The organism is Roseateles sp. Mitsp63 (assembly GCF_059491535.1).
This window is the reverse complement of record NZ_CP168509.1, coordinates 5,280,020-5,293,606: the sequence shown is the minus strand read 5'-3', so window position 1 is coordinate 5,293,606 and position 13,587 is coordinate 5,280,020. Positions and strand designations below refer to the sequence as shown.

At 73.3% G+C, this 13,587-nt stretch carries 14 protein-coding genes; 12 read left to right on the top strand and 2 right to left on the bottom strand.

Annotation, left to right across the window (positions count from 1 at the left end):
- The first annotated feature begins 73 nt into the window (after positions 1-73).
- From gspD to ACEN96_RS22920, 12 genes are all read left to right on the top strand, one after another.
- Positions 74-2,173 carry a type II secretion system secretin GspD gene (gspD, locus tag ACEN96_RS22975; protein WP_495585345.1) on the top strand — a complete coding sequence of 700 codons (2,100 nt, stop codon included), beginning with the start codon at positions 74-76 and terminating at the stop codon, positions 2,171-2,173.
- The gene (gspE, locus tag ACEN96_RS22970) at positions 2,170-3,756 is read left to right on the top strand and encodes a type II secretion system ATPase GspE (protein WP_495585344.1); all 1,587 of its coding nucleotides are present in this window, start codon (positions 2,170-2,172) and stop codon (positions 3,754-3,756) included. The genes gspD and gspE overlap by 4 nt, the downstream gene beginning before the upstream one ends.
- Complete coding sequence (gspF, locus tag ACEN96_RS22965) at positions 3,753-4,955, top strand: type II secretion system inner membrane protein GspF (protein ID WP_495585343.1); 1,203 nt, start codon at positions 3,753-3,755, stop codon at positions 4,953-4,955. The genes gspE and gspF overlap by 4 nt, the downstream gene beginning before the upstream one ends.
- Positions 4,956-4,963: 8 nt before the next feature.
- On the top strand, positions 4,964-5,464 hold the full coding sequence (locus tag ACEN96_RS22960; protein WP_495585342.1) for a prepilin-type N-terminal cleavage/methylation domain-containing protein: 501 nt from the start codon (positions 4,964-4,966) through the stop codon (positions 5,462-5,464).
- Complete coding sequence (gene gspI, locus ACEN96_RS22955) at positions 5,454-5,861, top strand: type II secretion system minor pseudopilin GspI (protein ID WP_495585341.1); 408 nt, start codon at positions 5,454-5,456, stop codon at positions 5,859-5,861. Before ACEN96_RS22960 ends, gspI begins: the two co-directional genes overlap by 11 nt.
- Positions 5,858-6,403, top strand: coding sequence for a type II secretion system protein GspJ (locus ACEN96_RS22950; RefSeq protein ID WP_495585340.1), 546 nt, complete (start codon positions 5,858-5,860; stop codon positions 6,401-6,403). Before gspI ends, ACEN96_RS22950 begins: the two co-directional genes overlap by 4 nt.
- 32 nt (positions 6,404-6,435) lie before the next feature.
- Positions 6,436-7,278, top strand: a complete 843-nt coding sequence (gene gspK / locus ACEN96_RS22945; protein WP_495585339.1) for a type II secretion system minor pseudopilin GspK — start codon at positions 6,436-6,438, stop codon at positions 7,276-7,278.
- Entirely contained in the window at positions 7,275-8,447 is a 1,173-nt protein-coding gene (gspL, locus tag ACEN96_RS22940) for a type II secretion system protein GspL (protein WP_495585338.1), read from the top strand. Before gspK ends, gspL begins: the two co-directional genes overlap by 4 nt.
- Positions 8,444-8,947, top strand: a complete 504-nt coding sequence (locus ACEN96_RS22935; protein ID WP_495585337.1) for a type II secretion system protein M — start codon at positions 8,444-8,446, stop codon at positions 8,945-8,947. The genes gspL and ACEN96_RS22935 overlap by 4 nt, the downstream gene beginning before the upstream one ends.
- Positions 8,944-9,690, top strand: coding sequence for a type II secretion system protein N (gene gspN, locus ACEN96_RS22930; RefSeq protein WP_495585336.1), 747 nt, complete (start codon positions 8,944-8,946; stop codon positions 9,688-9,690). The genes ACEN96_RS22935 and gspN overlap by 4 nt, the downstream gene beginning before the upstream one ends.
- A gap of 116 nt (positions 9,691-9,806) precedes the next feature.
- The gene (locus ACEN96_RS22925) at positions 9,807-10,631 is read left to right on the top strand and encodes a DUF429 domain-containing protein (protein WP_495588665.1); all 825 of its coding nucleotides are present in this window, start codon (positions 9,807-9,809) and stop codon (positions 10,629-10,631) included.
- Between the two features lie 115 nt (positions 10,632-10,746).
- Positions 10,747-11,637, top strand: coding sequence for a ketopantoate reductase family protein (locus ACEN96_RS22920; protein WP_495588664.1), 891 nt, complete (start codon positions 10,747-10,749; stop codon positions 11,635-11,637).
- A 12-nt stretch (positions 11,638-11,649) separates the two neighbouring features.
- Here ACEN96_RS22920 and rocF read toward each other — a convergent pair whose 3' ends face one another.
- Together rocF and ACEN96_RS22910 are read right to left on the bottom strand one after the other, a co-directional pair.
- Positions 11,650-12,570, bottom strand: coding sequence for an arginase (gene rocF / locus ACEN96_RS22915; RefSeq protein WP_495585335.1), 921 nt, complete (start codon positions 12,568-12,570; stop codon positions 11,650-11,652).
- Positions 12,571-12,615: 45 nt separating this feature from the next.
- Positions 12,616-13,518 carry an LOG family protein gene (locus ACEN96_RS22910; RefSeq protein ID WP_495585334.1) on the bottom strand — a complete coding sequence of 301 codons (903 nt, stop codon included), beginning with the start codon at positions 13,516-13,518 and terminating at the stop codon, positions 12,616-12,618.
- Between the last annotated feature and the right edge of the window lie 69 nt (positions 13,519-13,587).

Genomic DNA, 13,587 nt, shown 5'->3' with positions numbered 1-13,587 from the left:
CATCCCCCTTCACCGACCGCATTGCGCACCGCTGCCCCGCGCCTCTCGCCGACCTTGCTTCCTGGATGTCCACATGAAACTTCGCCCCTGGCTGGCCGCGGCCCTGCTGTGTTCCGTGTCCCCGCTGTGGGCCGCCGACGAGCCGGTGGCCCTGAACTTCTCCAATGTCGAGGTGGCGACGATCCTCAAGCTGGCTGCGCAGCTGACGGGCCGGCAGTTCGTCATCGACCCGCGCGTGCATGGCACGGTCAACATCGTGTCGGCCGAGCCGCTGCCCAAGGAGCTGGTCTATCCGACCCTGGTGGCCGCGCTGCGCCTGCAGGGCATCGCCGCCGTCGATGACGGCCGGACGGTGCGCATCGTGCCGGAGGCCGATGCGCGCGGGCAGGGCGCCCCGGTGGTGAGCAAGCCGCCCGCCGGCGACAGCCTGGCCTCGCAGGTCTTCAACCTGCGCTACGAATCGGCGGTGGCGCTGAGCCTGGCGATCAAGCCGCTGCTCAACACCAACGCGACCGCGGTCGGCTACCCCGGCAACAACACGCTGGTGGTGACCGATTTCTCCGACAACCTGCGCCGCATCGGCAAGGTGCTGCAGGCGATCGACGTGCCCAGCGTGGACGAGCCGCAGATCGTGCCGCTGCGCCACGCCTCGGCCAGCGAGCTCGCCGGCCTGGTGCAGAGCCTGGTGGCCGAAGGCGCCAGTGGCGCCAACGGTACCTCCGGCGCGGCCACCGGCGAGCGCTTCACCGTGCTGGCCGAGCCGCGCAGCAACAGTCTGCTGATGAAGAGCAACAGCCCCGGCAAGCTGCAGCGCGCGCGGCAGCTGGTCCAGCAACTGGACCAGCCGGAAGCCGGCGGCAACATCGAGGTCATCTACCTGCGCAACGCGGTGGCCATCGAGGTCGCGCAGACGCTGCGCGCGCTGCTGTCCGCCGACGGCGCCAGCGCCGGCGGCGCGGGCGCGCAGGGCGGCTCGATGCCCAATGGCGGCTTGAGCGCGCCCGTGGGCAATGGCCTTGGCGGCGGCCTGAACGCGGGCGCGAAGGCGAACACCGGCGCCGGGACGTCCGCCCTCGCGCCGGCCGGCGGCTCCTTCGCCGCGGCCCAGCCGGGCGCGGGCCTCGCGCAAGGCAGCTACATCCAGGCCGACGCCGCCAACAACGCGCTGATCATCAGCGCCCCGCCCATCATCAGCCAGCGCCTGAAGAAGGTCGTGGCCAAGCTCGACCTGCGGCGCACGCAGATCTACGTCGAGGCCCTGATCGCCGAGGTCAACAGCGACACCGCCGCGCAGTTCGGCATCCAGTGGCAGACGCTGGGCGGCGCCGCCGCCGGCGCGACCGGCACGCATGTCGTGGGCAGCGCCAACTTCAACGCGCCGGCGTCGGGCTTCAACATCGCCGGCACGGCCCAGAACCCGCTGACGATGGGCAACGGGCTCAACGTGGGCATCAGCCGCGGCACCATCACGCTGCCCAACGGCACGGAGATCAACAACCTGCTCGCGCTGGCCAGCTTCCTGGAGAGCAACAACAACGCCAACATCCTGTCCACGCCCACGCTGATGACCCTGGACAACCAGGAGGCGCAGATCCAGATCGGCCAGGACATCCCCGTCATCACCGGCAGCTACTCGCAGACCAGCGGCTCGGCCACGCCGTTCCAGACCTTCGACCGGCGCAAGGTCGGCCTGGGGCTGCGCATCCTGCCGCAGGTGGCCGAAGGCGGCACCGTGCGGATGAAGATCATGCAGGAGGCCTCCACCGTGGTGCCGGGCACGCTGACCAATCCCTCCGGCCCGACCATCAACACCCGCACCATCGAGACCGCCGTGCAGGTCGAGGACGGCGGCCTGCTGGTGCTGGGCGGCCTGATCCAGGACACCTCGTCCGACGGCGTCAGCAAGGTGCCGGTGATCGGCGACCTGCCGGTGGTGGGCCACCTGTTCCGCTACACCACGCGCCAGCGCAGCAAGACCAACCTGCTGGTGTTCCTGCGCCCGCGCACGCTGCGCTCCGCCGAGGCCGACCAGCAGCTGTCCTCCGAGCGCTACGACTACATCGCCGGCGCGCAGCGCCGCATGAACGGCCCGTCCGGCGACGCCGCCGCGCCGGTGCTGCCGCCGCTGACGCCCCAGGCGGCGCCGCCCGCGGGAGGGAGTCCCGCCCCATGAGCGCCGACCTGAGCGCCGAGATGAGCGCCGAGATGAGCGCCGACATGGGCGTCAACCCGGGCGCCGGCGCCTCGTTGCCGCGTCTGCCTTACGCGTTCGCCCGGGGTCAGGGCGTGCTGGTGCACGGCGGCGGCGCCGGCCCGGCCGTGCTGTGGGTGCGCCGCGGCGCGCGCGTCGAGGCGGCCGCCGAGGCGCGGCGCATCGCTGGCGCGCGGCTGCCGGTCGAGCTGGTCGACGCCGAGCGCTTCGACCAGGCGCTGACCCGCCTCTACGCGGACGGCGGCGACAGCGCCGCGTCCATCGTCGACGGCGCCGGCCAGGACGTGGACCTCGACCAGCTGCTGAGCGACCTGCCGCCGATCGAGGACCTGCTCGACAGCCAGGGCGATGCGCCGGTGATCCGCCTCATCAACGCGCTGCTGACCGAGGCCGTGCGCGAGGGCGCGTCCGACATCCACATCGAGCCCGAGGAGGCCCGCACCGTGGTGCGCCTGCGCCGCGACGGGGAACTGCGCGAGGTGCTGTCGCCGCACCGCGCGCTGCATGCCGCGATGGCCTCGCGCATCAAGATCCTGGCCCAGCTCGACATCGCCGAGAAGCGCCTGCCGCAGGACGGCCGCATCGCCATCCGGCTGGCGGGCCGCGCCGTCGACATCCGCGTCTCCACCGTGCCCACCGGTCATGGCGAGCGCGTCGTGATGCGGCTGCTCGACAAGGATCCGTCGCGGCTGGACCTGGGCGCGCTCGGCATGGCGGCCGACACGCTGGCGTCCATGGACCGCGCGCTGCGCGCGCCGCACGGCATCGTGCTGGTGACGGGGCCGACCGGCTCGGGCAAGACCACCACGCTGTACGGCGCGCTGATGCGGCTGAACGCGCGCGAGCGCAACATCATGACGGTCGAGGATCCCGTCGAATACGACCTGGCCGGCATCGGCCAGGTGCAGGTCAATCCGCGCATCGACATGACCTTCGCGCGCGCGCTGCGGGCGCTGCTGCGGCAGGACCCGGACGTCGTCATGATCGGCGAGATCCGCGACCTGGAGACCGCCCAGATCGCCATCCAGGCCAGCCTGACCGGCCACCTGGTGCTGGCCACCATCCACACCAACGATTCGGTCAGCGCGATCACGCGCCTGGTCGACATGGGCGTCGAGCCCTTCCTGCTGGCCTCCAGCCTGACCGGCGTGCTGGCGCAGCGCCTGGTGCGCTGCCTGTGCCCCGCCTGCCGCCAGCCCGATCCGCTGGCGCCGCGCGCCGGGGGCGGCCCGTCCTCGGATGTGCACGCGGACGTGCACGCGGACCTCCACGCGGACCTCCACGCGGACGGCCCCGCGTGGCGCGCCACCGGCTGCGAGCGCTGCGGCCACAGCGGCTATCGCGGCCGCCTCGGGGTCTTCGAATGGCTCGAGGTCGACGACCCGCTGCGCCGCCTGGTCCATGAACGGGCCGGCGAGCACCGCATCCGCGACGCGGCCCGCGAGCGCGGCGGCTTGCGGCTGCTGCGCGAGGACGGCTGGCGCTGGGTGCGGGAGGGCATGACCTCGCGCGACGAACTGCTGCGCGTGACGGGCGATCGATGAGCACCTTCCGCTATCGCGCCGCGGACGCGGCCGGCACCGTCAGCAACGGGCTGCAGGAGGCCGATTCCGCGCGCCATCTGCGCGGCCTGCTGCGCGAGCGCGGGCTGCTGCCGCTGGCGGTGGAGGAGGTGAGCGGCGCGGGCGCGGCCCGCCGCCATCGCGGCCGGCTCAACGCGCGCGCGCTGTACCTGCTCACGCAGCAATGGGCCTCGCTGCTCAAGGCGGGCCTGAACGTCGATGCAGCGCTGGTGGCGCTGGCCAACCAGGCGGAGACGCCGGCGCAGCGCGACGTCCTGTCCGACGTGCGCGCCGAGGTCCGCGCGGGGCGCGCGCTGGCCGCGGCGCTGGCGCTGCATCCGCGCAGCTTCCCGCCGCTGTACGTGGCGCTGGTGCGGGCCGGCGAGGCGGCGGGCGAGCTCGCCGAGGTGCTGTCCCGCCTGGCCGACTACCTGGCCGACAGCGACGCGCTGCGGCGCAAGACGATGGAGGCGCTGATCTATCCGGCCATGATGATCACCGTGGCCATCGCGGTCGTGGCGGCCTTGCTCGTCTACGTCGTGCCGCAGGTGGTGGGCGTGTTCGAGCACCAGCGCCAGGCCTTGCCGCTGATGACGCGCGCGCTGATCGGGCTCAGCCACGGCGTCAAGGTCGCGGGGCTGCCGCTGCTGGCGGTGATCGCGCTGGCAGCCGCCTGGTGGCGGCGGGCCTGGCGCGGCGACGCGTTCCGGCGCCGCGTCGAGGTGCGGCTGCTGGCGCTGCCGGTGATCGGCAAGCTGCTGTGCTCGGCCGACACCGCGCGCTTCGCCAGCACGCTGGCCATCCTGGTGCGCAGCGGCGTGCCGCTGCTGGTCGCGCTGGAGGCCGGCAAGGCGCTGGTCCAGCGCCTGCCGCTGAAGGACATCGTGGACCACGCGCTGCGCGAGGTCAGCGCGGGCAAGGCGCTGAGCCGTTCGCTCAAGCGCGACAAGGGCTTCCCGCCGCTGCTGGTGCAGTTGATCGCCAGCGGCGAGCAGAGCGGCCAGCTGCCCGAGATGCTGGCCCAGGCGGCCCGGCTGGAGCAGATGACGCTGGCGCACGACGTGGCGGTGCTGACCCGGCTGCTGGAGCCCGCGATGATCCTGCTGATGGGCGGCATGGTGCTGGCGATCGTGCTGGCCATCCTGCAGCCGGTGTTCGACATCAACCAGCTGCTGCATTGAGGCGGCCGATGCGGATGCCATCCCCGACCCGCCACGCCGGCGGCTTCACCCTGCTGGAGATCCTGCTGGTGCTGGTGATCCTGGGCATCGCCGCGGTGGCGGCCGCGCCGTCGCTGGGCTGGGTGGGCGCGGCCCGGCGCGATGACGCGGTCGAGCAGCTGCGTCTGGCGCTCGAGCAGGCCGTCTTCGAAAGCATGCTGGGCGGCCAGCAGCTGGTCTTCGTGTCCAGCGGCGATGCCTATCACTTCGAGCGCCGCGGCGACGAGGGCGTGTGGTCGTTGACCGAGGCCGACGGCCCGCTGCGCGCGCGGTCGCTGCCCGACGCGGTGCGGATCGAGGCCGCCTGGCAGGACAGCCAGGCGCAGCGCGGCCAGCCGCGGCTGTCCTTCGCGGGCAGCGCGCCGCCGCTGTTCCGGCTCCGGCTGCGGACCGGCGGCCAGCTGGTGCAGTTGCAGTCCACGCCCTCCGGCGCGGTGACGCAGTACACGCTCGACGGCCATGCACCCTGACGCGCGCGGCATGACCCTGATCGAAGTGCTGGTGGCGCTGCTGGTGCTGAGCATCGCGCTGATGGCGGCGGTGCGCGCCACCGGCGTGACCGTCGACAACGCCGCGGCGCTGCGGACGCGGCTGTGCGCCGAATGGGTCGCGCAGGACCGGCTGGAATGGCATCGGGCGCGCGCCGACTGGATCGACACCGGCCGGCAGTCCGCGGAGCCGGTCCGGCAGGGCGGCCTGGACTTCGTCGTCGTCGAGGAGGTGAGCGCCACGCCCAGCCCGCTGGCGCGCCGTGTCGACGTGCATGTGCAGCTGGCTGCCGCGCCGGGGCACGACGTGGCCCTGGTCAGCGGCTACCTGATGAACGCCGGCCGTCCGGATGCTCCGCGCGGGGGAGCGCCCTCATGAGCCCGCGCCGCGCCGCCTCGGGCCTCAGCCTGATCGAGGTCATGATCGCGATGGTGCTGATGGCGCTGGTCGGGCTGATGGCCGAGCGCGGCCTGTCGCAGATGCTGCGCGCGCGCGACCAGGTGGCCGCGGAGCAGCAGCGCTGGCGCGACATCGCCTTCGCCTTCGGCCGGCTGTCCGAGGACGTGGCCTTCGCGGCGCAGGGCCTTCCCGGCGACGCCGACGCGACGCCGTGGCGCGGCACCGGCGAGCGCTTGCGCTGGACGCGGTGGGGCCAGGACGGCCGTCTGCTGCGCCTGGCCTACGACCTGCAGGACGGCCGGCTGCGCCGCGCCACCGCGGCGATCGAGGGCGGCGCGCCGGAGCCGGCCGTGCTGCTGGAGGGCGTCGCCGGGCTGCGGCTGCAACTGCTGGACAGCGCCGGCGGACGCCACGCCGATTGGCCTGCGGAAGGCGTGAAGGACAGCCGCCCGCTGGCGGTCATCGTCTCGCTGACGCTGCGGGAGGGCACGCAGCTGCAACGGACCTTCGCCTTGCCATGAACCGCGTTCACCGACTCCCGCGCGATCGTGGCGTGGCCCTGCTGCTGGCCCTGCTGGTCACCGCCCTGTGCGCGATCCTGGCCAGCGCGGTGCTGTGGCGGGTCGATCTGTGGCTGACGCAGGTCGAGGTCCTGCACGACGCGCGCCAGGCCCAGCGCCTGGCGCTGGGCGGCGTGGACTGGGGCCGCTCGGTGCTGTGGGAGCGCGATCGCAACCAGGTGTCGGTCGACTACCTCGGCGAGCCCTGGGCCACCCGGGTGCCGCAGATCCCGGTGGCGGGCGGCGAGGTCGGCGGGCAGATGTTCGACGAGCAGGCCCGCTTCAACCTGGCCTCGCTTCCGCGCGAGGGCGCGGACGACGATGCGGCCTGGCAGGCCTATGCGCGGCTGCTGGAGGCGCTGGGCCTGCCGCCCGCGCTGGCGGCGGCCTTGCGCGCGCGGCTGTCGCCGTCGGCGACGCCGCGGCTGGTGCTCTCCGGAACGGGCAGCCTGGACGGCGTGCCGGGCTACTCGGGGCCGGTGCTCGAGCGGCTGCGCGCCTTCGTCACGGTGCTGCCGGAGGCGCGCACCGCGGTGAACGTCAACACAGCTTCCGCCGAGGTGCTGGCCGCGATGGTGCCGGGGCTGACACCGGGCGACGCGCGCGCCGTGACCGCCCGCCGCGCCGTCGAGCCCTTCATCAACGTCGGCGCTTTCATCACCCGGCTGCCCGAAGCCGCGCAAGGCCGGGTCAACCCCGACGCGCTGGCGGTGCGAAGCCGCTTTTTCCGTGTCGACACCTTCGCGAAATTCGGCCGCGGACGCGCCGCCTTGTCGGCGCTGCTGCAGCGCCAGCCGGGCGCGTGGCCGTCGATTGTCTGGATGAGGACCCCATGAGCGCCACACTCTTCGTCTATCTCGATGCGGACTGGCCGCGGCAGGGCACGGTCTGCGCCTGGCGGCTGATGGACGGCAGGACCGTCCATGACGGCACCGGCGCGCCGGCCGACTGGCCGCCAGCGGACCGCCATGTCGCCGTCCTGTCGATGGATCAGGTGCGCCACGCGATGGCGGCGCTGCCGCCCGGCGTGCGCTGGAACGACGCCGGGCCGCTGGCCATGGCGATCGAGGAGCAGCTCGCCGCGCCGCTGGAGCAGCAGACGGTGGTGCCGCTGCGGCAGGAGGGCGGCGCCACGTGGTGCGCGGTCGTGCAGACGGAGCGCCTGAAGACGCTGGCCGCCTGCTTCGGCGAACTGAAGCGGCCGCTGGCGCGCGTCGAATGCGAAGCCGACAAGCTGCCGCCGCCCGAAGGCGGCTGGCGGGTGCATCGCGCGCCGCACGGCGCGTGGCTGCACGACGGCCGGCGCGGGCTGGCGCTCGACGACGCCCAGGACGCACAGCCGCCGCTGCTGCTGCGGCTGGCGCTGGCGGAAGGGCCGCCGCCGGCCGTGCTGTGGGTGTCCGGCGCCACGCCCGAACTGGCCGCCGCCTGGAGCGAGGCGCTGGCGCTGCCGGTGCGGCCGGCAGCGCCCGACGACTGGCGGCTGCATTGCGCCACGCCCGGCGTGAACCTGCTGACGGGCGAGCTGGCGCCGCGCCGCGACTGGATGTCGGCGCCGCGCCTGCGCCTGGCGGCGGCCCTGCTCGCGTTCGCGCTGCTGGGCCAACTGGGCCTGGACGCGGCCGGCTGGGCCGCGGCGAGCTGGCGCATCGGCCAGTTGCGCGAGCAGCAGCTGGCCGTGCTGCGCGGCGTGACGGACGCGCCGGCGTCGCGGCGGCCGGGGCAGGACCTGCGCGCGGTCTGGGCGGCGGCGCGCGCGCGTGTCGGCGAACCCGGCGCCGACGAGTTCCTGCCGATGCTGTCGGCGCTGGCGCGCACGCTGCCCACGAGGCCCTGGCGCAAGGTCGAGTTCGCCGAGGACCGGCTCAGCGTGGACTGGCAGGGCAATGAGGAGGAGGCCTCGCGGGCCGAGGCGCGCCTGGCGGCCTCGGGCTACGAGAGCGTGAGCCGGCCGCTGGCGCAGGGGCAGGTGTCCACCGCGCTGCGATTTGGAGGAGAACCATGAAGCACTGGCGGATGCAGGCGCGCGGCTGGTGGCAGGCCCGCCTGCCGCGGGAACGCGCGCTGCTGACGGCGGGGGCCGCCCTGTGCGGCGCCGCCTGCGTGTATTGGGGGCTTGGCGCGATGGCCACGGCGCATGAACGCGCCGAGCGGCTGCGCGACCAGGAGCAGCGCGAGCTGTGGCGCATGCAGACGCGCAGCGAGGAGCTGCTGCGCCTGAAGGCCCAGCCACCGCTGCAGCGCCTGGGCGCCGGCGCGTTGCAGAGCGCCGCCGCCAACCTGCTGCAGCGGCAGGGCCTGCCGGCGGCGCTGCTGCAGCCGCAGGCCGATGGACGCGGCGTGCGCCTGAGCGGGCAGATGCCGTTCGAGCGCGCGACCGCCTGGCTGGCCGCCGCCCAACTGGAGCTGGGACTGGTGGTGCGGCATGTGCTGATCGAGGCGGGCGAGGCGCCTGGCATGGTCAAGCTCGACGTCGACCTGGTGCCGCGCGAGGGGACGCCATGAAGCGGATCGCGATCGCGCTGGCGGCGCTGTGCGGCGCGCTGCTGGTGGCCGTGTGCCAGGCGCCGGCGGCGCTGCTGGACCTGGGCATGCGCCAGGCCAGCGACGGGCGGGTGCGCATCGCCGACGCGCGCGGCAGCGCCTGGAACGGCGAGGGCGTGATCCTGGCCGATGCCGCGGCCGGCCATGGCGCGCTGCCGCTGGGGCAAGTGGGCTGGCGGCTCGCGGGCATCCGGGAGGGGGCGCTGGAGATCGCGCTGGCCTTCGAGGGCCGTCCGCTGGGCCGCCTGCGCGTGGAGGTGACGGGCGTCGGCGCGAGCGTGGCCGACTGGCGCCTGCCAGCCGCCGAGACCTTGGCCCTGCTGCCCGGCGCGCTGGGACGCGGCCAGTGGGAAGGGCAACTGGCGCTCGCGGCCGCCGACGGGCGCTGCGACTGGCTGGGACGTTGCGCCGGCCGCGCGCAGCTCGCCTGGTCGGGCGCCGCCACGCGGCGCATCGAGAACGGCGCCCTCGGCGACTACCAGCTCGCCCTCGCCGGAGACGGTGGCCGCGTGGACTTCGAGCTGAGCAGCGGCGAGGGGCCCATCGCCTTGACGGGCAAGGGCCGATGGCAGCAGGGGCAACTGCGCTTCGACGGCCTCGCGCGCGGCAACGATGCCGTGCTGTCGCAGTTCCCCGGCTTCCTCGGCAAGGTGTTCGAGGCCACCGGCCGTCCTGGCGAATACCGGATCACCGTCGAGCGCTGAAGCGCGTCCCCGCGCGGGCGGCCGCCGGACGCCGGCTGCCGCGTGGCGCGTGGCGGATGGATACAGTCGCGGCCATGTCGACCGCCTCGAAAGCCCCCGCCGCGCCCTCGGCCCGCATGGAATCCGGCGAAAGCCACCGGACGCTGGTCGGCGTGGACTTCACCAGCGCGCCGACCGCCCGCAAGCCGATCCGGCTGGCCTTGGGCCATCGCCGCGGCGCGGTGGTGAAGCTCGAACGCCAGGAGGCGCTCCTGTCGCTGGACGCCTTCGCGGCCTGGCTGGCCGCGCCGGGCCCGTGGCTGGGCGGCTTCGACCTGCCCTTCGGGCTGCCGCGCGAGCTGGTCGAGACGCTGGGCTGGCCCACCGAGTGGGCGCCGCTGATCGAGCATTACGCAAGCCTGTCGCGCGCGCAGATCCGCGACACCTTCGCCGCCTTCTGCGATGCGCGGCCGGCCGGCCGCAAGTTCGCGCACCGCGCCTGCGATGGCCCGGCCGGCTCGTCGCCGAGCATGAAGTGGGTGAATCCGCCGGTGGCCTACATGCTGCACGCGGGCGTGCCCCGGCTGATGGCCGCGGGCGTGCATCTGCCGGGGCTGCATGCGGGCGATCCGTCGCGCGTGGCGCTGGAGGCCTATCCCGGGCTGCTGGCGCGCGAGCTGATCGGCCAGCGCAGCTACAAGAGCGACGACCGCGCCCGGCAGACGCCCGAGCGGCTGATCGCGCGCAAGGACCTGATCGACGCGCTGGAGCAGGGCCGCACACGGCTGGGCCTGCGGCTCAAGCTGAGCCATGCGCAGCGTGACGAGCTCGCCGACGACGGCAGCGGTGACAAGCTCGACGCGGTGCTGTGCCTGATGCAGGCGGCCTGGGCTGACGCGCGGGCGGACTACGGCCAGCCCGCCGCCATGGATCCGCTCGAAGGCTGGATCGTCTGTGCTTGAATGGGGATCGCCCGGCGAGGCGCCCGGCTCCCCCCGCGATGACAAGGAGGCTCCCATGACCGCAGTCGATGTCCCCAACGCGCAAGTGCCGCTGCAGGTGCCGCCGCAAGTGCCGCTGCAGGTCGCCGTGATGGGCGCCGGCGCGGTGGGCTGCTTCTTCGGCGGCATGCTGGCGCGCGCCGGGCATGACGTGACCCTGATCGGGCGCCCGCTCCATGTCGAGGCGGTCCGCGATCACGGCCTGCGCATGGAGACGCGGATGTTCGACGAGCAGGTCCGCCTGCGCGCCGACACCGAGCCCTCCGCCGCCCGCGGCGCGCAGCTGGTGCTGTTCTGCGTGAAGTCGACCGACACGGTGTCCGCGGCGCAGGCGCTGTCGCCGCACCTCGGCGCGGACACGCTGCTGCTGTCGATGCAGAACGGCGTCGACAACGCCGAGCGGCTGCGCGAGACCGTGCCGCAGCCGGTATCGGCGGCGGTGGTGTACGTCGCGACGGAGATGGCCGGACCCGGCCACGTGAAGCATCACGGCCGCGGCGAGCTGGTCATCGAGCCCGCGGCCGGCGCCCAGCGCGCCGCGCAGGCAATGATCGCGGCCGGCGTGCCGACGGAGATCTCGGACAACGTGCGTGGCGCGCTGTGGTCCAAGCTGCTGATCAACTGCGCCTACAACGCGCTGTCGGCGCTGACGCAGCAGCCCTATGGCGAGCTGGTGAAGGGCGAGGGCGTCTGGACGGTGATGGATCAGCTCGTGGACGAGGGCCTCGCGGTGGCGGCGGCGGACGGGGTGTCCGTGGTGGGGGACGTGCGCCAGGCCGTGCGCAAGATCGCGGACACGATGCCGGGACAGCTCTCGTCGACCGCGCAGGACCTGAGCCGCGGCAAGCGGACCGAGATCGACCACCTGAACGGCTTCCTGGTCCGCCGCGGCGAGGCGCTCGGCATCCCGACGCCCGCCAACCGCGTGCTGCAGACGCTGGTGAAGCTGGCGGAACTCAGCCGCTGATGTCCGCAGCCGTCACTTGCGCATCAGCGTGCTCTTGCCGAAGAGCGATTCGATCAGGTCGACGGCCACCAGCGCCGTCTTGTTGCGGACGTCCAGCGCCGGATTCAGCTCCATGACGTCCAGCGAGGCCAGCCGGCCCGTGTCCGCGATCATCTCCATGCACAGCTGCGCTTCGCGGTAGGTCGGGCCGCCCGGGATCGTCGTGCCCACGCCCGGCGCGACGTCCGGGTCCAGGAAGTCGACGTCGAAGCTGACATGCAGGTGGGTGTTGGCATCCATCGTCGCCAGCGCCAGCTCCATCGTGTGGCGCATGCCCATCTCGTCGATGTAGCGCATGTCGAAGACTTCCAGGCCGACTTCGTGGACGAAGCGCTTCTCGCCCTCGTCGACGCTGCGGATGCCGATCTGGCGGATCCACTTCGGATCGATCGCGGGAACGCGGCCGCCGATCTCGATCAGCTCTTGCGGGCCATACCCGCACAGGCAGGCGACCGGCATGCCGTGGATGTTGCCGCTGGGCGTGAGCTTGCTGGTGTTGAAGTCCGCATGCGCGTCCAGCCACAGCACGCGCAGCTTCTTGCCGGTGTCGCGGCAGTGGTGCGCGACCGCCGCGATCGAGCCCAGCCCCAGGCAGTGGTCGCCGCCGAGCAGGATCGGCATGCGGCCGCCGCCCAGCTCGGCGTAGACCGCGTCATGCACCGCGCGGTTCCAGGCGGTGACCTCGTCCAGGTGGCGGTAGCCATCCGCCGGCGGCAGCCAGGGATTGGACGGACCGGCGAGGTTGCCGCAGTCCTTGACCTCGACGCCGTGCGCCCGCAGCGCCTCGGCCAGGCCCGCCACCCGCAGGGCCTCCGGTCCCATGCTGGCGCCCCGGGCGCCGGCCCCCACGTCGGTGGGGGCGCCGATCAGGCTCACGTGTCGTGCTGCGCTCATGTCCAACCTCTCTCTTGCTTGCTCGATGCCCCGGCCGGGGCGGTCTCAGGGGACGTCGGCCGAGGCGCCGTTGGTGGCCGAGCCGATGTCGTATTCCTTCATCAGCAGGGCCCAGGCCTCGTCGGCGGTCTCCACGTAATGGAAGAGCTGCTCGTCGCCCGGGCTGATCATGCCGGTGTCGATCAGCAGCTCGAAGTCGATCAGGCGCGACCAGAAGTCGCGTCCGAACAGCAGGATCGGACGCCGCCGGCACTTGCCGGTCTGGATCAGCGTCAGCGTCTCGAAGAGCTCGTCCAGCGTGCCGTAGCCGCCCGGGAACGCCGCCAGCGCCACCGACCGGATCAGGAAGTGCATCTTGCGCAGCCCGAAGTAGTGGAAGCGGAAGCAGAGCTCGGGGGTGATGTACTGGTTGGGGCGCTGCTCGTGCGGCAGCACGATGTTCAGCCCGATGCTGCGGCCGCCGGCCTCATGCGCGCCGCGGTTGCCCGCCTCCATGATCCCGGGGCCGCCGCCGGTGACGACGTACAGCGGATGCGGGAAGTCCTTGGTGTGCTGGGTCACCAGGTGCGCGAAACGGCGCGCCTCCTCGTAGTAGCCGCTCATCACCAGGCGCCGCTCGGCGCGCTGCAGCGCCGCCGCGTCGTTGGCCGCGCGCGCCGCGTCGACCGCCGCCTGCGCCGATTCGCGGTCCGCGATCCGGGCGCTGCCGAAGATCACCACCGTCGACTGGATGTCCAGCTCCTGCTGGATCAGCTCCGGTTTCAGCAGCTCGAGCTGCATGCGCACCGGTCGCAGCTCGGGACGGAGCAGGAAGTCGGTGTCGGTGAACGCCAGTTGGTAGGCGCTGGGGGGATTGGCGTCGAACGCGGCGTCGAAGGCCGCTTGTTGCGCGGCCTCCTCCTGCGCGGAGGGGAAATTGCGGGCGGTGAGTTTGTCGCTTCTGATCATGATTCGATGGCCCGGCAGCTTACGGGCGATGGCACTTAATTTCTGTTCGTCCCGAGCGGTGCTGATCCG

Bases quoted from the DNA above. Each gene is read 5' to 3' on its own strand.
- gspL (WP_495585338.1), top strand. From the start codon at position 7,275: ATGAGCGCCACACTCTTCGTCTATCTCGATGCGGACTGGCCGCGGCAG.
- gspF (WP_495585343.1), top strand. From the start codon at position 3,753: ATGAGCACCTTCCGCTATCGCGCCGCGGACGCGGCCGGCACCGTCAGC.
- gspD (WP_495585345.1), top strand. From the start codon at position 74: ATGAAACTTCGCCCCTGGCTGGCCGCGGCCCTGCTGTGTTCCGTGTCC.
- ACEN96_RS22960 (WP_495585342.1), top strand. From the start codon at position 4,964: ATGCGGATGCCATCCCCGACCCGCCACGCCGGCGGCTTCACCCTGCTG.
- ACEN96_RS22925 (WP_495588665.1), top strand. From the start codon at position 9,807: ATGGAATCCGGCGAAAGCCACCGGACGCTGGTCGGCGTGGACTTCACC.
- gspI (WP_495585341.1), top strand. From the start codon at position 5,454: ATGCACCCTGACGCGCGCGGCATGACCCTGATCGAAGTGCTGGTGGCG.
- gspE (WP_495585344.1), top strand. From the start codon at position 2,170: ATGAGCGCCGACCTGAGCGCCGAGATGAGCGCCGAGATGAGCGCCGAC.
- rocF (WP_495585335.1), bottom strand. From the start codon at position 12,570: ATGAGCGCAGCACGACACGTGAGCCTGATCGGCGCCCCCACCGACGTG.
- ACEN96_RS22935 (WP_495585337.1), top strand. From the start codon at position 8,444: ATGAAGCACTGGCGGATGCAGGCGCGCGGCTGGTGGCAGGCCCGCCTG.
- gspN (WP_495585336.1), top strand. From the start codon at position 8,944: ATGAAGCGGATCGCGATCGCGCTGGCGGCGCTGTGCGGCGCGCTGCTG.
- ACEN96_RS22910 (WP_495585334.1), bottom strand. From the start codon at position 13,518: ATGATCAGAAGCGACAAACTCACCGCCCGCAATTTCCCCTCCGCGCAG.
- ACEN96_RS22950 (WP_495585340.1), top strand. From the start codon at position 5,858: ATGAGCCCGCGCCGCGCCGCCTCGGGCCTCAGCCTGATCGAGGTCATG.